The sequence below is a fragment of the Bacteroides reticulotermitis JCM 10512 genome (genome assembly GCF_000517545.1).
In the GTDB taxonomy this organism is placed as follows: Bacteria; Bacteroidota; Bacteroidia; order Bacteroidales; family Bacteroidaceae; genus Bacteroides; species Bacteroides reticulotermitis.
The window spans coordinates 59,039-81,345 of record NZ_BAIV01000012.1 but is presented as its reverse complement, the minus strand read 5'-3'; the positions used below and the strand labels follow the sequence as shown (position 1 = coordinate 81,345).

Sequence of the window (22,307 nt, the reverse complement as noted above, 5' to 3'; positions counted from 1 at the left end):
AAATATACGAATGGGGAATCATTCTTTCATGTATTCCGGTTTTTTCTCTTTTCTGTTAGTTCCGCCAAAGAATTTTTCTATTTTTACTTTGCGTTGAAGTTGCATCATGCCATAATAGAAAGCTTCGGGGCGAGGAGGACATCCTGGAATGTATACATCCACAGGTACGATTTTATCTACTCCGTTCACTACGTGGTAGGACTTCTTAAAAGGACCTCCACTTACGGCACATCCACCTACGGCTACTACATACTTGGGATCGGGCATCTGATCGTATAGACGCTTTAATACCGGAGCCATTTTGTCTGTAATCGTTCCACATACCATGATCATGTCTGCCTGACGCGGGCTGGCTCGTGCTACTTCAAACCCAAAACGGGCCATGTCATAACGAGCGGCACCCAGTGCCATGAATTCGATACCGCAACAGCTGGTAGCGAATGTGAGTGGCCACAGTGAATTACTGCGTCCCCAATTGACCAGATCGTCCAAAACCGCAAGAGCGATATTAGCTCCTCCGGCATTAAGTTCTTTAACCAACTTTTCCAATGAATCATTGTCGATGAAATCATCATACGGAATAGATTTTATTTTCGGCTTTTTGGTTACTTCCATTCCAACGCTCCTTTCCTCCAGGCATAAGCAAGGCCTAGAACTAAAACTGAAAAAAAGAATAGAACACTAATTAATCCTTGTGCTCCCAAATCACGCATTACAACGGCCCACGGGAACAAAAAAACTGTTTCGACGTCGAACATCAAAAACAGAATAGCAAACAGGTAGTAACCTACACGGAACTGCATCCATGATTTACCACGTGTTGGCACACCACATTCGTAAGCTTCGAACTTTTGCTCATTGTATGATCGTGGAGAAATAGCATATGAAAGTGCTACTACCACGCCAACAAAGGCTATAGCTGTCAGCAATACAACAACTAACAATGTAAAACTCATAACTGCAATAGCTGTTAGATTGAATATTTATAGAAATAAGAATTTACTTTTTCATTATTATTAGATTAAACCCAATCAATAAGAAAGATGGATTGAATAAGCATGACTAAGCCAGATGGTCTAAATGACAATCTTTCTCAAACCGTAAATATAATATATAATTGGATCTAAAAAATAATCGGGGGAGTAAAGAGGACTTGAATCTAGTAGTATAGGAAAGATGTTGTGTTCTTCTAGATTGATTTCCTGACTTTTAGTTGAAAGAGCGAATACGAGATGAAGTTCTTCTGAAAAGTTACAGACCAGATGATTTTGTGAAACATAACATCTCTCCTGGTGGAGTTCCGTAGTGTTTTTCGCACAAAAATCTTCCATTGCTTCATTTATAGTGGAATGAAGCAACAATGTAGAAACTAAAAATAGTCTGTATTTTAAGTTTTTTTTCATCCTTCTTTCTTAATGGCTGCAAATATAGAATTAATATTTATTCTTTTTGCAAACTCTGAGTGGCAAAAAAGGTTTTTTAACTCGCTCAGTTTTAGGTTTATCTTTTTTATCATGCTCTAAATCTTAGGGGTATTTGCTCGAATATGCGTGGTGAATCTTATAATAAGTTAAAAATAGTCGCAAAAAGACTGAAAAGTGCTTTTATTTACATTTTACCCAGAGAAAATACATTTTTTTGTATTTCAAGATAAATGATTGATATGAAACACACACTTTGCCTTCTGTTATTTTTGATCGGATATTTATCCAATCTTTGTGCCAAAAATGAAAACGACTCTTTGTTAACTGCTCTAGATAAAGTTATTTCTCAACGCCGTACTTATACGGAAAAAAAAGAAAATACGATAAAAACACTGAAACTACAAAAAGCGGAACAAAAAACATTGGAGGATTTATACCGCTTGAATTCTCAAATAATTTATCAGTATGAGACCTTTGTTTGCGATTCTGCTGAACGGTATATCAATGAAAATATTGAAATTGCTCGAAAATTGAATAATCAAGTTTTTCTGTTGGAAGGACAACTGAAATTGGCATTTGTTTATTCATTGTCGGGTTTGTTTGTTCAGGCTACCGATATCTTGAAATCGATCCGTTGCGAAACTCTTCCGGATTATTTAAAAGCCTTGTATTGTTGGAATAGCATACGGTATTATGAAAACTTAATCAAGTATACTGCCGATACCAAATTTTCGAAAGAATATCAGATAAAAAAAGAACTGTATCGCGATACGGTAATGAGTGTCTTGTACAAACAATCGGATGAATATTTGAAAGAAGAAGCCTTTAAACTGCAGAGTGAAGGACAGTATGCGGAGCCTGTACGGATATTAATCGGAATTTACAATAAACAAAAAACGGATACTCACGCATATGCAATGGCTGCTATGGGAGTAGCCAGAGCACAACTATTGGTTGGCGACACAATACAAGAAGAAAAGTATTTAATTTTAGCGGCAATGACCGACATTAAGCTTGCCGTTAAAGAGAATGAGGCTTTATTGACACTTGCCGTCAATCTTTTCCGGAAGGGGGATATCGATAGAGCGTATAATTATGTGAAAGTAGCTCTGGATGATGCCATATATTATAATTCCCGTTTTCGGAATACCGTAATTGCCCGTATCCATCCCATTATTGAGAGTACCTATCTTTATAAGCTTGAACAACAAAAACGAAATCTACGTTTCTATTTTTTTCTAACGAGTATCTTTGTGGTAGCTTTGACTATAACCCTATACTTTAACTACAGGCAGACTAAGGCGGTCTCAAAGGCTAAGCGGCATCTTAAAAATATGAATGGAAAACTGATAGCACTGAATCAGACGTTAGATGAAGCCAACTTGATTAAGGAAAGATACATCGGCTATTTTATGAATCAGTGTGCAGTCTATATAAATAAGCTGGATGATTATAGGAAAAATGTAAATCGTAAAATAAAGACAGGGCAAATTGATGATTTGTATAAATCATCATCCCGGCCTTTTGAGAAAGAATTGGAAGAGCTATATTTCAATTTTGATAAAGCCTTTTTAAACTTATATCCCAATTTTGTCGAGGAGTTTAATTCTCTCCTAATACCGGAGGAGCATTTTAAGCTTGACAAGAACAGACTGAATACCGAACTGCGTATATTCGCTTTGATACGTTTAGGGATTACAGATGTCGGACAAATAGCTGTTTTCTTGCATTATTCCGTTCAGACAATCTATAATTATAAGAGTAAAATAAAGAGATTGTCTCTTATCGATAGCAATCTTTTCGAAGAAGAGGTGCGAAAACTCGGTTCTTTATCCTATAAATGATTCTATCGGACTTACCAAACCTGTTTTTAGACATTGTTGTAAGTTGTTGATTATTAATTTTATACATTTCTTTTTAGAGCTTTGTAGTTTACTTTATGTTCTACCATAGGCAAGTTAATGCTGTTTCTATACTCTATATTTGCATCAAGAGCTTTTGATAACTTTTGGAACTAATATAAAGAAAAACAACATGGGATTTTCAGAATTGTACCTTGCTTACTATGCTAAACTGGTTCGGTTTGCAACAGTATTTGTGATATTAGAAGAAGATGCAGAAAACATCATCCAAGATGTGTTTACAGAACTATGGATGAAAAGCGACTGCTTGGACCAAATTGAAAACATCAATGCTTACCTCTATCGGTTGGTTCGCAATAGATGTCTGGATCATTTAAAGCATAAAGTCTTTGAACAGAAATACGCTAAGAATATGCAGACATCTTTTGAAACTGAACTCAACTTGAAACTACAATCTTTGGATAGTTTTGATACGTGTCTGGTTTCCGAAGAAAAGGAGATTACAAAGAAAATACATGCCGCAATCAATAGCCTGCCCGATCGGTGTCGGGAAATCTTCATGCTCAGTAGGTTTGATGGGTTAAAGTACAAAGAGATTTCCGAATGTCTGGGTATCTCGATAAATACCGTTGAATGTCAGATGAGTATTGCTCTGAAGAAATTAAGAGTCAAGTTACAAGTTTGTCGGGCAGCATAATCATTCAAGTTTCGTGAATGTAAAACTAGAATTATTTAACAAATCCTTTTAGGGGTGTTGTGTCCATTAATCGTTCATAGTGAAAAAGAGAACAAAAGAATGGATAATAGTCTTACTAAATATTTTACAGGTGAGTTGACTCCTGAAGAAAAAGAAGAATTACTGGCAAGCGTACATATAGATGCAAAGTTGCAACAGGATTTTATAGATAATCAGCATCTTATGGCCTCATTGAGCATGCTGCCTCAAGAGGATGATCGGGAGAAAGCTAGGTTAAAACTGTCCGAATTAATGCAGAAGATAAAAAACAAATAGGTATTTAGATTATATATTATCATGAATAAGTATTATATCGCGTTGCTAGCCGGACTTATCAGTACATCTATCTATGCACAAAAAAACTATTTTGTAGATGGATTTCATGGGGGAATATATGGACATTATCCGGTTGAATGGAAAACGCAATTTATTGTAGATCAATTGTCAAACCATCCGGAATGGAAAATTTGTCTGGAGATAGAACCGGAAACATGGGATACAGTCATGGTTCAGACGCCAGAGGCTTATCGAGAACTGAAAAAGATGTCGGCTAGCGAGCGTGTCGAATTTACCAACCCGACTTATGCACAGCCCTATTGCTATAATATATCCGGTGAAAGTATTATACGGCAATTTCAATATGGCATAAAGAAGATAAAGACGCATTTCCCGGAAGTAGAAATGGTTACCTATTCGGTTGAAGAACCTTGTTTCACTAGCTGTTTGCCACAAATCCTAAAACTATTTGGATTTAAGTATGCTGTATTGAAATGCCCCAATACTTGTTGGGGAGGGTATACAAATGCTTATGGTGGGGAATTGGTTAATTGGATCGGTACGGATGGTACATCGATATTGACTGTTCCCCGCTATGCTTGTGAAGCATTGGAAGAGAACTCGACTTGGCAGACTACTGCTTGGTGCAATTCTGAATCCTATCTACAAGCTTGTCGGAATGCCGGTATTCAACATCCGGTTGGTATGTGTTTTCAGGATGCCGGTTGGAAGAATGGACCTTGGCTAGGGAGTGGAACAAGTATCAAGAATAATTCAGTCTATGTTACATGGAAAGATTACATCGAAAATAAATCTATAGGGCGTACGAATGATAATTGGCATTTCACACAAGAAGATATGCATGTGAACTTGATGTGGGGTAGCCAGGTCTTACAACGGATAGCACAAGAAGTGCGAACATCAGAAAACAAAATTGTGATGGCCGAAAAAATGTCACTTATAGCTTACTTAGAGAATGGTTACCGCTATTCGCAGAAAGAACTGGATAGCGGGTGGCGTACATTAATGCTGGCACAGCATCATGATTCCTGGATCGTTCCTTGCAATAAGTTGAATAAAGAACGGACTTGGGCAGAAGAAATTACGTTGTGGACAAATAATACGAACCGGGTTGCGGATAAAATAGCGCAAGAAGCCATGAGTAGCTTTGAGTCTCAACATAAGACTGAGAAGCAAAACATCGGCTATGTTCGTATATGCAATACCTTGGGCGTCCTTCGGAAAGAGGTTGTTCATCTAAACCTACCGCGTGAATATGCAACTTCAGATATTAAACTATATGATTGCCAAAAAAGAGAAGTCGCTTGTTTTGTAGATAAAGACGAAGAGAATATTAGCTTATTCTTTGAAGCAGAAGTTCCTCCTTTCGGATATTCGACTTATCGCATTCAAAAGGGAAAAACAAGGAACCCCAAAAGTATAGTAAGCAAATCAAAAACAGACAAGGAATATATGATTGAAAATGATTTGTATAAAATCGTATTTGATTTGTCAAAAGGTGGAACGATCAAAAGTCTGATTGCTAAAAAAGAGGGTGGAAAAGACTTTGCACATCAAAAAGGGCCATTCGCTTTGGGCGAACTAAGAGGTTACTTCTATGAAGCGGGACGATTTTATTCTTCAACAGAAAATCCTGCCCGGGTAAGTGAGGTAGAAGAAAATCCATTTCAAACAAAGGTGAAAATAGAAGGAAGTATTGCTTCTCATCCATATACACAAGTTATCACGCTTGTTCGTGGACAAAAAAGAATTGATTTTGACTTAACTGTCCATTGGAAAAACAATGTGGGAATTGGAGAATATAAAGAAACCGATTGGGTGAGCAATCGGCGGGCTTATTGCGACGATCGGTTCAAGTTAAGCGTACTTTTTCCTGTCGACCTGCAAAACCCTCGAATATACAAAGATGCTCCGTTCGATGTTTGTGAAAGTAAACTGGAAGATACCTTTTTCAACACATGGGATCATATCAAGCATAATATTATTCTGCATTGGGTTGATTTGGCAGAACAAGACCATGGTCATGCTTTAACGCTGCTATCCGATCATACGACCTCCTATTCCTATGGAAGAGGGCTGCCGCTTGGTTTGACTGCTCAATACTCAGGGGGAGGACTTTGGGGAGTAGATTATAAGATAACGGCCCCGTTGCGATTAAAATATGCTCTTATTCCTCATCAGGGGAAATGGGATGAGGCGGCAACAGCTACTTACAGCAACCGTTGGAACGAACCATTATTGTGTTCTTATACCACTTCCATGCCACTCCAAAAGCGATCTTTGATTGATTTATCTACGAGTGGTTATCAGATCAGTACAGCTTATGCACGGGAGGATGGTAAAATCCTAATACGACTTTTCAATGCAGAAGGCGATGCAAGTTTGCAGAAGATAACTTTTGGTATGTCATTGGCTAGTGTGGAAGAGGTCGATTTGAATGGTGACATACTTACTCAGAGAAAGATTTTAAAGCATTCCGGTAAAACAGAATTGGAAATAGCCATGCCTCGTTTCGGGATAAAAACGTTTTTGTTGAAAGCGATTTAATAAGTTTATACTAAGCATATGATGGTTTTATTTAAAAATACGGCAAAACTTCTCATACTCAGTTCCTTTTTAGGAATAACGGCCTGCACCTCCACCAATACGGTGAACGCAGAATTGATTCCGACCGATTATGTGAATCCATTTATTGGCGCTAGTACAAGTGTAGGTGCTGCCGGTGTTTACCACGGATTAGGGAAGACATTTCCCGGGGCAACTACTCCCTATGGAATGGTGCAGGTAAGTCCGAATACAATTACCGGAGGAGATAATGGCTCCGGATACAGTTATGAGCATAAGACGATTGAAGGATTCGCTTTTACACAAATGAGCGGTGTGGGTTGGTTTGGTGATTTAGGGAATTTCCTCGTTATGCCTACAACCGGCGAATTACAGAAAATCGCTGGTAGAGAAGATAGTATAAAAGGATATCGTTCCGTATACAATAAAGCTACCGAAGTAGCTAAAGCCGGGTACTACTCTGTAGAATTGACCGATTATAAGATCAAAGCAGAGAGTAGTTCGACGCCACATTGCGGGATACTGCGATTTACTTTCCCTGCTCACGAACAATCCCGCATTCAGATTGATTTGGCACGTAGAGTGGGAGGGACTTCCACTGCTCAATATGTGAAGGTGGTAGACGATAATACCATTCAAGGTTGGATGAAGTGTACACCAGACGGTGGTGGATGGGGAAATGGGGAAGGAAGTGCCGACTATACAGTTTATTATTATGCACAGTTTAGTAAACCATTGAATAATTACGGATTTTGGAGTGCCGATATTCCTGATGGTTGGACTCGGAAGCGCGATCAAGTTGTGGGACTTCCTTATTTGCAACGAGTTTCACAAGCTTCTATTATTAAAGATAAAAAAGAGTTGGCAGGCAAGCATCTCGGATTCTTTACCGAATTCCCGACTGCAGAGGGAGAAGAGGTTGAACTGAAAGTGGGTATCTCCTTTGTTGATATGGAAGGAGCCACTAATAACTTTAAACAGGAAATAGCTTCTAAAAACTTCGATCAGGTGAAGCAGGAAGCGAACGATTTATGGAACAAGGAACTTAATCGTGTGAAAATTACGGGAGGCACGAATGATGAGAAGACTGTCTTTTATACAGCTTTGTATCATACCATGATCGATCCACGCATTTATGCCGATGTCGACGGACGTTATGTAGGCGGAGATCACCAGATACACGAAGGCGACGGTACATTTACCAAGCGTACAATCTTTAGTGGTTGGGATGTATTTCGGAGTCAATTCCCATTGCAAACCATAATCAATCCGCGATTGGTTAGTGATCAACTGAATTCGTTGATTACTATGGCCGAGCAGAGCGGACGCGAGTATTACGAACGTTGGGAGGTCTTGAATTCTTATTCCGGCTGTATGCTGGGTAATCCTGCTTTGTCTGTATTGGCGGATGCCTATGTGAAAGGGATTCGTACCTATGATGCGGAGAAAGCTTATCAGTATGCAGTCAATACTTCACGAAAGTTTGGCAATGATCTGTTAGGTTATACACCTGAACCACTGAGTATCTCATATACTTTAGAATATGCGTATGCCGACTGGTGTATTTCTCAATTGGCAAAAGCGCTGGGAAAGGAAGATGGTTATAAACTTTTCTATGAAAAGGGACAAGCTTATTACAATATCTTTGATAAGGAAAAAGAGTGGTTCCGACCACGTAAAGCAGACGGCACATGGGAGGCTTGGCCTGAGAATGCGCGCACTAAGGAATGGTATGGTTGTATTGAATCTAATGCTTATCAGCAGGGATGGTTTGTGCCACACGATATTCCCGGCATGGTAGAACTGATGGGTGGCAAGGAGATGGTAATAGCAGATTTAACTAATCTGTTTGATAAAACTCCTTCCAATTTGTTGTGGAATGAGTATTATAATCATGCCAATGAGCCGGTACATTTTGTTCCTTTCTTATTCAATCAGCTCGATGTACCATGGAACACACAGAAGTGGACACGTTATATTTGCGAAAAGGCGTATGCTAATAAAGTAGAAGGTATAGTTGGAAATGAAGACGTAGGACAAATGTCGGCTTGGTATATTCTGGCTGCTTCTGGTATTCATCCTTCTTGTCCGGGTAATACGCGTATGGAAATCACGAGTCCTATTTTTGATAAGATAGAATTTCGTCTTGATCCGAAATATCATTCAGGAAAAACCTTTACCGTGATTGCTCATGATAACAATACAAAGAATCAATATATACAAAAAGCCTTGCTGAATGGCAAAGAGCACAAAAAGTGTTATCTGAACTTTACTGAAATAGCAGCCGGAGGAACATTGGAGTTGTTTATGGGAGATAAGCCTAATACAGAATGGGGAATTTGATTGAACAAAGATTACCCAACTGATTGTAACTTTAAAATATGAATCACAGCATGATGAATAAGCTTTGTCCTTTTATATTGTTGGCGATATCTGCCTTATCCAAACAGGGTGTATAGAGCAGAGTACTATAATGTCATTGAATACCTCTAACCCTCAGATTGTCTGGGAAGTGAAACCTCAGACTGACTTAGAAAATATGACTGGGGAGCAAATATCTACTCCAGGATTTGAAATGTCCGATTGCGTTCAAGGAGTTGTTCCGGGCACTGTCTTTACTGCTTATGTTGAAGCTGGAGTTGTACCCGATCCTAACTATGCGGATAATATCTATAAGGTAGACGAGACATTTTACAACCGCCCTTTCTGGTATCGGACGGAGTTTAAACTTCCTGCGTCTTATTCAGCAGGCAAGCGTATGTGGCTTCATTTCGACAATACGAATCGTTTTGCCGATTTCTATTTTAATGGTGAGAAAGTATCTGGGACAAAGTCATCGTCGAGAGATGTGAGCGGGCATATGTTGCGTTCGAAATTTGATGTGACCGATTTGGTAAACAAATCCGGAAAGAATGCAATTGCTGTTTTGATAACAGATCCCGATCAAAAGAAGACGCGTCAGGCTAAAGACCCGTATGGAGTTGCTTGTAGTCCTAGTTATTTGGCAGGTGCGGGATGGGATTGGATGCCTTATGTACCGGGGCGTTTGGCGGGTATCACCGGTAATGTTTATCTGGCGGTTACCGGAGATGTGGTAATGGAAGACCCTTGGGTGCGCTCTGAGTTGCCGACTTTGCAGAAAGCGGAGATTTCTATTTCAACAGATATCAAGAACATCTCCTCTGCCTCAAAGACAGTAGTTGTCACCGGAGTTATTCAGCCGGGAAACATTACTTTCTCTAAAGAAGTCCGGGTAGAAAGGGAAGCAACAGCTAAATTATCTATTAATAAAGATGACTTTGCTCAACTAGTAATTAATAATCCAAAACTTTGGTGGCCGAATGGATACGGCGAACCTAATCTCTACACCTGCAAACTGATTTGTTCTGTAGATGGAAAGGTCTCGGATGTAAAAGAAATGACATTCGGGATCAAGAAGTATGAGTATAAAATGGTTGATAACGTAGTAGGATATCCGGTTCTGACATTCTTTATCAACGGACAGAAAGTATATCTGAAAGGTGGAAATTGGGGAATGAGTGAATATCTGCTTCGTTGTCATGGCAAAGAATATGAGACGAAAATCAGACTACACAAGGAAATGAACTATAACATGATTCGTTTGTGGACAGGTTGTGTTACAGATGATGAGTTTTATGATTATTGCGATCAATATGGAATTATGGTGTGGGATGATTTCTGGTTGTATGTAGCATATAATGAGGTAGCACAACCGGAAGCGTTTAAGGAGAATGCGCTTGACAAAGTGAAACGTCTTCGGAATCATCCTTCTATTGCTATCTGGTGCGGTGCTAATGAAACACATCCAGCACCCGAATTGGACAATTATTTGCGCGAAATCGTAGCCCGAGAAGATCACAACGACCGGATGTATAAATCCTGTTCCAATCAGGATGGACTGTCAGGCAGTGGTTGGTGGGGAAATCAACCTCCGAAACATCATTTTGAGACTTCAGGTAGTAATCTTGCCTTTAATACACCGGCTTATCTGTATGGAATTGATCATGGGTACGGATTGCGTACGGAGATCGGTACAGCTACTTTCCCGACTTTTGAGAGTATAAAAGAATTTATACCGAAAGAGGCATGGTGGCCTTTGCCACTGATGAGCAGTTGAAGAATGAAGATGATAATGTTTGGAATAGGCACTTCTTTGGTAAGGAAGCTTCAAATGCTAACCCGATTAATTACAAAAAAACAGTGAATACGCAGTATGGAGAATCATCCGGTCTGGAGGAATTCTGCGAGAAGGCACAAATGGTGAACATCGAAGTAATGAAAGGTATGTATGAAGCATGGAATGATAAGATGTGGAATGATGCGGCTGGTATTCTGATCTGGATGAGTCATCCCGCATATCCGTCTTTTGTGTGGCAAACCTACGACTATTATTACGATCCTACGGGTGCTTATTGGGGAGCAAAAAAAGCTTGTGAGCCCTTGCATATCCAATGGAACTCCTCTGATAATAGTATAAAAGCAGTAAATACGACCGCAAAGGACGTGAAAGGGGTAATTGCCAAAGCTACCATCTACAACTTGAATGGACAGGAAGTTCCCTCATATGGACAAAATAGGAAGATTGATGTAGCGGGCAGTAACATTGCGGAAGCATTTACGTTAAACTTTAATCCATTCAATTTGGCTTACGGAAAGAATGTTGTGGCTTCCTCTTCAACAACTGCTTCTAAGAGTGCTTCAATGGTTACCGATGGAGGTTTCGGAAGTCGTTGGGAAAGTGAGTATAGGGATCCTCAATGGATTTATATTGATCTTGGTCAGGAAGAGAAGGTTGAAAATGTTGTTTTGAGATGGGAAACTGCTTGTGCTAAGAAGTATGAGTTGCAAGTCTCAAATGATGCAAAGGAATGGAAAACAGTTTATACCAATAAAGAAGGTAAGGGTGGTACGGAACAAATAGAATTGGTACCAATAGTTGCGCGTTATGTGAAACTGGTAGGTATTAGTCGTGCTACACAGTTCGGATATTCATTGTTCGAGTTTGAAATTTATGGTGAGACGGCAAAGAAGATAGAAGAACTGACTCCACTTCATTTCATTAAATTAGAATTGACAGATGCAAAAGGCAGCCTACTCTCAGAAAACTTTTATTGGAGAAATGGTCTTAAAGATCTTGATTATACACCATTGAATACACTTTCTGATACTGATTTGTCATGTCAGTTAGTTGATAAGTCAAAGTTATCTGAAGGAAAGATGAAGATAGTAGTAAAGAACAATTCCAAGACAGTGGCTTTTGCTAATAGGGTGAGACTTATAAATAAGACCACACAAAAACGTGTACTTCCTATCATCATGTCCGATAACTATATAACATTGATGCCAGGTGAAGAAAAACAGGTTAATATAGAGGCTGCACCTGAACTGTTGAAAGGGGGTGCAAGCGTGCTGATAAAACAGTATGGACAGGCAGAACAGAATAAACTTGATATAGCGTATTAATTGTTCTGCTATATAATTTATAAGATCGTTTTATGTGACTTGTTTTCCTGTTAAGTTAATCACTTAAAGAGTGAGACTTACAAAAGATGGACAATGATGGTTGGGCATGGATTGCAAAAACTTTTTAATTGATACAAAATGAATAGATTTATTGGAACTATTTCTCTGTTGATTGTATTTTCCTCTTGCATTTACGGAAGAGACAATATACGTATTGTCAATTTGCTTTGTGACAATATGGAAGCTCCGATAGTAGTCGAGAGTCAACAGCCGTTGCTTCAATGGCAATTGATCTCTGAAAAAAGAGGGAAAAAACAATCGGCTTATCGTATTATAGTGTCCGGCAATTTGAAACAGCTTCACAAAGGAAAAGGTGATTATTGGGATTCCGGCAAAATAGACTCTTCAGAGTCTGTTGTTAAATATCAAGGGAAACAGCTATCATCTGAGAGCCAACTATATTGGAAAGTAATGGTGTGGGATGAAAATAATACCCCATCAAAATGGAGTGATGTATCGAGTTGGGGCATGGGATTATTAAATGCTTCAGATTGGAAAGCAAAATGGATTGGGCAAACCGAAGATTTATATCCGGATTCGACACTCACATTTCCGTCACCTTATTTCCGTAAAGAGTTTACACTAAAAAAAAGTGTAAGAAAGGCAGTCGTATATATATGTGGATTAGGCTTCTATGAGATGTACTTTAACGGGAATAAAATAGGGGATCAGGTATTGGCTCCTGCCGTTACGAATTACGATAAAAGAACCTTAAAAAAACTGTTGTACCATTATGACGACCAGTCAACACAAAGGGTACTCTACAATGTATTTGATGTCACTTCCAGTCTGTGCAAACAACATAATGTGATTGGCGTAGTTTTAGGTAACGGTTGGTACAATCAGCGTGATCGTATTGTAGAAGGGCATATGTGGTATGATGTTCCTAAAATGATATTACAACTAGAGATTGAGTACAAAGACGGGACTAAGGAGACCATTGTTTCAGATCAATCATGGAAAACTACTACAGGTCCGATTCTGCATGATGCTATATTTTCAGGAGAGGTTTATGATGCTCGACTTGAGTTAGGCTCTTGGAATCAGGAAGGTTATGATGACTCTACTTGGAAATCAGTCTTATCGGTTCGTCCTCCTACAGGTACCTTACAGGCGCAGACGATACCATTTAATAAAGTTATGCAAACGGTAGATACCCAATTCAAGCAGATAAACGACTCCTTGTATACCTTTACTTTGCCCGAAACGGTTTCGGGATGGTGCGAACTTTCTGTAAAAGGCAAAGCGGGGGATTTAGTAAAATTACGTTTTATCAGTGATGAAGGGTTGAGCTATGGTCAGGAAGATACTTACATACTGAAAGGTGGAGGTGAAGAAAAATGGGAGCCAAAATTCACGTGGCATGCTTTTAAAAAGGTTGAAGTGGTCGCAGAGGAGGCCGAAATATTAGCGCAAAGTATATCCGTGAAATCCATTTATACGGATATCAGGAATACGGGAAGTTTTGAATGCTCTAACGAACTTTTTAATCATATCTGCCAAGCGTATGACCGTACGATGCATGCTAATTTCAAAGGAATAATAAGTAGTGACCCACATCGTGAGAGATTGGCTTACACCGGTGATGGGCAAGTTATTACAGAAAGTCTACTCTACTCATATGATATGACTCGTTTTCTTAGTAAGTTTGTAGATGACATCAGCGATGCTAGCAATAAGGTGACAGGCTATGTGCCGCATACTGCACCTTTTGGCGGTGGCGGTGGCGGACCTGCATGGGGATCGGCTTATGTCGTGATACCTTGGGCCCATTTTCGTCATTATGGTGATACTACACTGTTGCATGAGCATTATTCTGGAATGAAACACTGGGTTGAGTACCTTAATACGCGTATTGATGATAAAGGTATAGTCGTGAGAGAGGAACCGAATGGTTGGTGTTTGGGAGAGTGGTCTACGCCTAATAATATAATTGAAATTCCTGCATCGTTGGTGAATACGGCATACTTTTATCATGTCACTTGCATCGTAGCAGATATAGCGAATGTGCTGAATAAGCACACTGACGAAAAGAATCTCCGCCTACTTGCCCAAACAATTAAGAAGAACTTCAATACCGCTTTTTATAATGAAACAACTCATCATTATTGGGAAGGGAAGCAAGGAGCCAATACGTTGGCATTGGCATTCGGACTTGTTCCTGAGGGAAAGCATGAAGAGGTGTTCGCTGCTTTGCTTGAACTATTGAAGAAGACCAATTATCATTTTGACACAGGTATACTTGCTACTCCGCTTTTATTGAAGGTCTTGACGGAAAACGGAAGAACAGACCTTGCATATAGACTTATGAATCAAAGAGATTTTCCGGGATATGGCTATCTGGCTGATAAGAAAAATAATACGCTATGGGAAACATGGAGCGGTGATGGAAACGAGGAAGGATGTGGACATTGTCATCCGATGTTCGGGAGTGTCGTTGCATGGTTTTACAATTCATTGGCGGGAATAAAACCCGACCGATTGTGTCCTGGGATGAAACATTTTTATGTTGAGCCAAAGATTGTATCGGATTTGAAATATTGTAGAGCGTCATATAATAGTTTATACGGTAAGATTAGTTCGGAGTGGAAAATAGATGAAAGCGGCAATTTAAATCTTAAAATAGAAGTACCTGCAAATACGTCAGCGACGGTGGTCGTCCCTGATTGGGGGAGCAGAACGGTTCTAGAATCTGGTAATCCGGTAAATAATGTCCGGCATATTGCCATTGACAAAGTTAATCCTGCCCGGATTGAAGTATCATCGGGTGCGTATGACTTTGTCATTCTAAAGTAGGTCATTTAAAAAATTGAATATGAATAGTATGAAACGATTGTTATGTTTGATTTGTTATTTCTGTTGTCTATCAATAATAGCACATGGGAATGCGAAAACTACACCTTTCCATTTGGTGGAGTTAAAATGCGAAAATCTAACTAATCCTTTAGGGATTGATAATGTAACGCCTCATTTTAGTTGGAAATTGAAAGGTGAAGAACTGAAGGGCGGACAGGCCTATTATGAAATACAAGTGGCTTCGGATAGTCTTTTGTTGGTGCAGGATAAGGCAGACTTGTGGAATACCGGAAAAATAAAATCTGGGGCTTCAGTAATGGTGTCCTATAAAGGGAAACCACTAACTTCCCGTTCTTTGTGTTATTGGAGAGTACGTGCCTGGAACATTAAAAAGCAAGCTTCAGTCTGGAGCTCTGTTGCTCGTTTCGGTGTTGGTATTTTAGATAAGCCACAGATGCAGGGTGAGTATATTGGATCATCGACCGAGGGTGGCAAGATTTGTGCTCCTCTCCTTCGTAAAAAAGTAAAAATGACCAAGGGAGAAACTTCTTTTCTGCATGTAAATACATTAGGTTATCACGAAATTTATGTCAATGGAAAGAAAGTAAGCGAAGACGTTCTTACACCTGCTGTGTCACATTTGAGTAAGCGTTCGTTGATTGTTACTTATGATATTACCCCTTATCTGCAAGAGGGAGAAAACGATCTGTTACTCTGGCTTGGTCAGGGATGGTATAAGACAACGACTTTCGGAGCAGCTTATGAGGGACCGTTGGTAAAAGCAGAACTGGATGTTCTGAAAAATGGAGAATGGGAAGTAGTAACTAAGACTGACCGTTCATGGAACGGGCGTGAAAGTGGCTATTCGGATACAGGTACTTGGCGTGCATTGCAGTTTGGTGGTGAGAGAGTAGATGGTAGAATTTTGCCGAAAGATCTTTCGGCAAAGACTTTGGATAAAATGAAATGGGCACCTGTGGTAACGGTGACAGTCCCTGATCATATTGCTTCACCTCAAATGTGCGAGGTTAACAAGATACATGAGATCTTGCAGGCAGTTTCTGTCAAGAAAACAAATGAAAATATGTGGTTGGTAGATATGGGAAGAGTTCAGACGGGATGGTTTGAAATGCAGATGCCCGTGTTGCCAGAAGGTCATGAAATTACAATGGAATATAGTGATAATCTGACTAAAGACGGTGAGTTTGAAAAACAAGGTGAAAGTGATATCTATATATCTGCTGGTCGTGAAGGAGAAGTCTTCAGAAATAAATTTAATCATCATGCATATCGGTATGTACGCATCTCCAATCTTTCGCAAAAACCAGAAACCGGTTGGATGAAGTCTTTGCAGATTTATGGAGATTACAAACAGGCAGCTACTTTTGAATGTTCAGATGCTGATCTGAATGCTATTCAAAGCCTGATTCAATACACAATGAAATGTCTGACGTTTAGCGGATATATGGTAGACTGCCCACATCTGGAACGTGCAGGGTATGGTGGCGATGGTAACTCATCGACTACTTCTTTGCAGGCTATGTACGATGTAGCCCCGACTTTTGAAAACTGGATACAAACATGGGGCGATTCGATGCGTGAAGGGGGAAGTTTACCGCACGTTGGTCCTAATCCGGGTGCCGGTGGTGGCGGACCCTATTGGTGTGGCTTCTTTGTACAGGCTCCATGGCGAACTTACGTCAGCTATAATGACCCCCGACTTATTGAGAAATATTATTCTCAAATGAAAGAATGGTTCAAATATGTAGATAAATATACAGTAGATGGTTTGTTGAAACGTTGGCCTGATACTAAATATCGTGATTGGTATCTTGGCGACTGGTTGGCACCGATGGGTGTAGATGCGGGTAATCAAGCTTCTATTGATTTGGTAAACAACTGCTTTATCAGCGAATGCCTGAGTACTATGTATAAGACAGCCTTAACTTTGGGTAAAAAAGAAGAAGCGGAAGAGTTTGCTGCCCGTAAGGAAAAACTGAATAAACTGATACATCAGACTTTTTATCGTGCGGAGGAGGGAATTTACTCTACAGGTTCACAGTTGGATATGTGCTATCCAATGTTGGTCGGTGTTGTACCCGATTCTTTATACAATAGAGTGAAGGAGAATATGATATCCATTACTGAAGAAAAACATAAAGGGCATATTGCAGTCGGCTTGGTAGGTGTACCCATCCTAACAGAATGGGCTGTTCAGAACAAACAAGTGGACTTCTTCTATCGGATGATGAAGAAGCGTGATTATCCGGGCTATTTATATATGATTGATAACGGTGCAACAGCGACTTGGGAATACTGGAATGGAGAACGTAGCCGCGTGCACAACTGTTACAATGGTATTGGTATCTGGTTTTATCAGGCTGTAGGAGGAATACGTCTCGATGAGGCTGAACCGGGGTATCATCATTTTTATGTTGATCCTCAAATTCCGAATGGAGTGACTTGGGCAAAAGTTACGAAAGAATCACCGTATGGTACTATTGCTGTTAATTGGGAATTGAAAGATAATCAGTTGAATTTGCAACTGGTAGTTCCTGTCGGAACAACTGCTACGGTTTGTATTCCGGATAATGCTGTTTCATGCAAGATGGGTAAGAAGAAAGTTAGTGTTAAGCAGAAAACAGTTCTGGTAGAGGACGGAAATTATAATTTTGTGTTTGGCTTGGATTAGTTGTCATAATTATGTGGTTTAAAGGAGCTGTCCTCTTTTGGGGACGGCCCTTTCTTTTTATATCTATCCTGTACCGGATTAATGTAAAATTAAGGGGATGAACTGAACCTATATACTGATCGATCTGTATAAAACGAAAGTTTTTTCATCATAACATGCTTTATTATTCGGTCACAGGTAATTTTAGGTGGATTGTACGTAAAACTTTGTGAATCTGCGCTTACGGGTGATTAAATGTAATCGGAGATCTGATCAAATCATCTCTTGGTGTAAGCTGATGTTTCTCAGGTTAATACAATGCTCATACTTTCTTGATAGTGGGGTATCCAAGGATCACTTTCAAAAGTATGGGGATTACGCCTGAATCTTATTAATCTATACAATAATAAGAGAATATTCATCATTCCCCTTAACTGAAATCTAGGAATATAGCCTGCATCTACAAACTAATTAACCGGCAAAATACGCAATTTAAGCGAGTTACACAATGATACAACACTCTTATGTCATAATCACTTTTTGCCGTAAACGACTGATTGATAGTTTGATATATTGCGTCTGCTTTTTTTCAGCCTGATCAACTCAATAGATAATACCGATTTCTGAAGACTGTGTACTTAGCAAAAATCTCCCGCTAGCTAGTAGTAAACAACTGGTAAAAAGCATTTTTGCCCATTCTATTTCCTGTTCCACAACTGTGGAACAGCTGACTCACATATTGTGAAACACGTGTCCCACATAATGTGGAACAGCCGTCGCACATAGGTGCGACAGGAAATAAAAGAGAATAAACATAGAAAAAGACTGCTTACATCCGCTAATCGTTGCATACGATGCGGTTATTAAAAAGGCTTGTTTGGTGAATTGGAAGTTCTGTTTTGAGGGGAAGAAAGCAATAGCTATCGTTCTTCAGAATAAAATGATCGAAAAAAAAAGAAGGCGCATTGCAATTAGTTGATATTCTGAATGATATGCAAAAAAGTGACTAAGTCATAAGAGTGTTGTATCATTGTGCAAAGAGCTTCTGTCATGCCCCGATGATGAAATTAGGAACACAGAATGGCCACACGGATATTGTACAGTTTGCCAAAAGAGTCAAAACTTAAACAGTACTCAGGGAAAAAGAGAGATTCCTATACTTTTGCAAGTGATCCCTAATACAGTTACTTTTTCAAGTATTAATAGCTTGGAACTCAAGTAACCTGAATCAAGTATTTCGGTAACTCAGCTCAGGTACTTAAGTTACCTTAACTTTCTGTTGGTTTACCTCACTTAACTACTCAGGTTGCTCTGAACGAGTACTCAGCTTACTTAAAACGAGTAATCAATCCTACGGAATCATCTCTTTAAGGAAGCAGGCTTGCACATAAATTGACGAAGAACCTGCATATTACCGATTTCGAAGTAAAATATCATGTTTATATCAGCTCCCGGCAATGAAATTTAATGCAATAGTGTACTATTACAAGATAAAATAGTCTAATAAGTCACTAGAGACAAATTCTGAGAATAGCATATAGATGTACTTTTGAGCAATAATTAAGTGAGCTATTTTAGATTTTTACTTAGTGGTATTCAAGGTCTGAACCGTTCTTAGTATGATTATGCTATTTTAGATAAAAAGAATAATAAGAGATAAATATGAGACAGAATCTGATAGTATTTGCTGGTATCTTGATTTTTATTTTATCAGGATGTTCAAATGTCCCTCATGCACCTTCGGTAGCATCTCTTGAACAAGGATTCAAGAATGTCCCTGATAGCATTCGAATAGGATGCTATTGGTATTGGCTTTCGGATAATATATCCAAGGAGGGAGTTGTTAAAGACTTATATGCCATGAAAAAAGCCGGAATCACTCGAGCGTATATTGGTAATATTGATATAGGAGGAAATTCTTATGGAGATACGAAAATATTTACGTCTGAATGGTGGGAAGCTGTGCATGCAGCACTAAAAACAGCGACCGAACTAGATATAGAAATAGGTATGTTTAATAGTCCGGGGTGGAGTCAGTCTGGAGGACCGTGGGTGAAGCCTGAACAAAGTATGCGCTACCTAGCATCTACCGATATGCCGGTGAAAGGTCCACAATCCCTATCATACGCAGTTCCCGGTTATTCGGATACGATGCAATTAGTTCGTGTCATCGCTTATCCGGCACAAGCAGATGTGTACGAAAAGGAGTGGAAAGTACAACAGAAAGGATATGAACCGGTAGTCCTTGATATGCATGTCGATAAGACGCAACCTATCCGTAGCTTTACTTTTACGACATACAATTATGTATGGACGAAAGCGGAATTACAAGCGAAAGTGGGCGATGCATATGAAACAATTCGAAAGTTTGAGATAGATCGTACCAATCGAATGCAATCAGTCGGATTTGACCCGAATGCTCCAGTTGTATTATCGCTTCCGGTAACGAGATCGGGTGACTACCGTTTGCTACTGGATAAACCATTTAACTCGTATGGAGATACGGAAGCGATAGTATCTCTCTCTTCTGCAAGGATGATAGAGCGTTATCCAGAACAGTCCTTAGCGAAAATGTATCAGCGTCCTGATCCTAAATGGGATTCTTATATGTGGCCTAACCAGAATTGGTACAACGACTTGGAAGGCTTTGTCATATCGCAGGATCAAGTATTAGACCTTACTGGCTCTCTTTCTGCCGATGGGACTTTGACATGGAATGTCCCAGAAGGTGATTGGACTATATCTTGCTTGGAAATGAAAACAACAGGAGTGACAAATACTCCTGCTACTCCAGAGGCTACCGGACTTGAGGTAGACAAGATGAGCAAGCAACATGTTGCTACTCACTTTGACGCTTATCTGGGAGAAATTTTACGTCGTATCCCGGAAGCAGATCGCAAGAGTTTGAAAATAGCTGTGCAGGATAGCTATGAGACGGGTAGTCAAAACTGGACAGATGATATGTTGGAACGTTTTAAAAAAGTATATGGATATGATCCTTTGCCTTATTTGCCGACTCTGCATGGGAGAGTGGTTGATAACGAAGATGTATCTTCACGTTTTCTCTGGGATTTGCGCCGTTTAGTCGCGGATGCTGTTGCGTATGATTATGTAGGCGGTTTGAGAGATATCTGTCATCAACATGGACTAACCACTTGGTTGGAAAATTATGGTCATTGGGGATTTCCTGGAGAGTTTTTACAATATGGAGGACAATCAGATGAAGTTAGCGGCGAATTTTGGAGCTTTGGTGATTTGGGCTTGATTGAGAACCGTTGTGCAGCATCTTGCGGACATATTTATGGTAAGAAGCGTATCTGGGCAGAATCATGTACAAGTGGAGGTCCGAACTTTACGCACTATCCGGCTGATATGAAAGCACGAATGGACCGCTTCTTTACCGAAGGAATCAATGCTACCTTACTTCATCTCTACATTCATCAACCATATGAAGATCGTAATCCTGGTATGAGTGCCTGGTTCGGGAATGATTTCCAACGAAAAAACACATGGTTCAGTCAGATGGATATATTTACGGATTATATGCGGAGAACAAACTACTTATTACAACAAGGCAGTTATGTTGCAGATGTTGCTTATTTCATAGGTGAAGATGCTCCTAAAATGACAGGCTTAGCAGAACCCGAATTATCCAAAGGTTACTCTTTTGACTATATAAATGCTGAAGTTCTGTTGACAAGAGCTATGGTAAAGGATGGATATTTGACTTTGCCCGATGGTATGAAATATCGTTTGCTGGTATTACCCAATCAAAAATCCATGCGACCTGAAGTGTTGAAGAAAATCTGTGAATTAGTTCATGCCGGATTAGCCGTTTATGGAGAGTCCCCAGTTTATTCTCCGAGCTTGGCTGGATATCCCGATATTGACAAGCAGGTGCAACGTATGGGACGTGAATTGTTTGAGGCAGATACTTATGGTGCGGGAAGCGTTTTTCATCGTGGCGTGGACTTACAAGAAGTCTTGGATAAACTGAATATACATCAGGATTTTGTATGTCAGGCAGATGAACCGATCTTATTTATCCATCGTACAGTGTCTGACGGAGAAGTCTATTTCCTATCTAACCAAGGCGATAAAAAAATATCTTTTGATGGAGAATTCCGTGTATCGAGTGATTTATATCCAGAAATATGGAATCCTGTAACGGCTGATATCCGCTGTTTACCAAAATTTGAATGTACGGGAAATGGTATATCTTTGCCTCTTGAACTGGAAGGAAATGAAAGTGTTTTTATCATTTTCCGTAAAGACGGTAAAACGATGAAAATAAAGAGTAATTATCCAGCAAAAGAAACCGTTTGCAAAGTGGAAACTCTCTGGGAAGTTACATTTGAAGCCGGGAAAAGGGCCCCGAGAAACCGGTCGTATTGCCGCAATTAATAGATTGG

10 protein-coding genes and 1 pseudogene are annotated in these 22,307 nt (G+C 39.6%); 9 read left to right on the top strand and 2 right to left on the bottom strand.

Features of this window, described 5'->3' with window-relative positions:
* Window positions 1-18: 18 nt before the first annotated feature.
* Together JCM10512_RS08880 and JCM10512_RS08875 are read right to left on the bottom strand one after the other, a co-directional pair.
* Window positions 19-615 carry an NADH-quinone oxidoreductase subunit B gene (locus JCM10512_RS08880; protein WP_044162312.1) on the bottom strand — a complete coding sequence of 199 codons (597 nt, stop codon included), beginning with the start codon at window positions 613-615 and terminating at the stop codon, window positions 19-21.
* Window positions 606-956 (bottom strand): NADH-quinone oxidoreductase subunit A, encoded by a 351-nt coding sequence (locus JCM10512_RS08875; RefSeq protein ID WP_044162310.1) that lies wholly within the window; start codon window positions 954-956, stop codon window positions 606-608. The genes JCM10512_RS08880 and JCM10512_RS08875 overlap by 10 nt, the downstream gene beginning before the upstream one ends.
* A gap of 707 nt (window positions 957-1,663) precedes the next feature.
* Here JCM10512_RS08875 and susR point away from each other — a divergent pair.
* The 9 genes and pseudogenes from susR (at window position 1,664) to JCM10512_RS08825 (ending at window position 22,299) form a co-directional block, all read left to right on the top strand.
* The gene (susR, locus tag JCM10512_RS08865; protein ID WP_044162390.1) at window positions 1,664-3,268 is read left to right on the top strand and encodes a SusR family glycan utilization regulator; all 1,605 of its coding nucleotides are present in this window, start codon (window positions 1,664-1,666) and stop codon (window positions 3,266-3,268) included.
* 190 nt (window positions 3,269-3,458) lie between these two features.
* Window positions 3,459-3,983, top strand: a complete 525-nt coding sequence (locus tag JCM10512_RS08860) for an RNA polymerase sigma-70 factor (RefSeq protein ID WP_044162306.1) — start codon at window positions 3,459-3,461, stop codon at window positions 3,981-3,983.
* A 99-nt stretch (window positions 3,984-4,082) separates the two neighbouring features.
* Entirely contained in the window at window positions 4,083-4,298 is a 216-nt protein-coding gene (locus JCM10512_RS08855) for a hypothetical protein (RefSeq protein ID WP_044162304.1), read from the top strand.
* Between the two features lie 21 nt (window positions 4,299-4,319).
* A complete protein-coding gene (locus JCM10512_RS08850; protein WP_044162302.1) occupies window positions 4,320-6,866 on the top strand; it encodes a glycoside hydrolase family 38 C-terminal domain-containing protein in 2,547 nt (848 codons plus the stop codon).
* A 21-nt stretch (window positions 6,867-6,887) separates the two neighbouring features.
* A complete protein-coding gene (locus JCM10512_RS08845) occupies window positions 6,888-9,227 on the top strand; it encodes a GH92 family glycosyl hydrolase (protein ID WP_081741264.1) in 2,340 nt (779 codons plus the stop codon).
* Between the two features lie 50 nt (window positions 9,228-9,277).
* Window positions 9,278-12,368, top strand: a pseudogene (locus tag JCM10512_RS24820) (discoidin domain-containing protein).
* Between the two features lie 138 nt (window positions 12,369-12,506).
* Window positions 12,507-15,224 (top strand): family 78 glycoside hydrolase catalytic domain, encoded by a 2,718-nt coding sequence (locus tag JCM10512_RS08835; protein WP_044162300.1) that lies wholly within the window; start codon window positions 12,507-12,509, stop codon window positions 15,222-15,224.
* A 19-nt stretch (window positions 15,225-15,243) separates the two neighbouring features.
* Window positions 15,244-17,916 (top strand): family 78 glycoside hydrolase catalytic domain, encoded by a 2,673-nt coding sequence (locus JCM10512_RS08830; protein ID WP_044162299.1) that lies wholly within the window; start codon window positions 15,244-15,246, stop codon window positions 17,914-17,916.
* Window positions 17,917-19,557: 1,641 nt separating this feature from the next.
* The gene (locus tag JCM10512_RS08825; RefSeq protein WP_244437051.1) at window positions 19,558-22,299 is read left to right on the top strand and encodes a glycosyl hydrolase; all 2,742 of its coding nucleotides are present in this window, start codon (window positions 19,558-19,560) and stop codon (window positions 22,297-22,299) included.
* The last annotated feature ends 8 nt before the right edge of the window (window positions 22,300-22,307 follow it).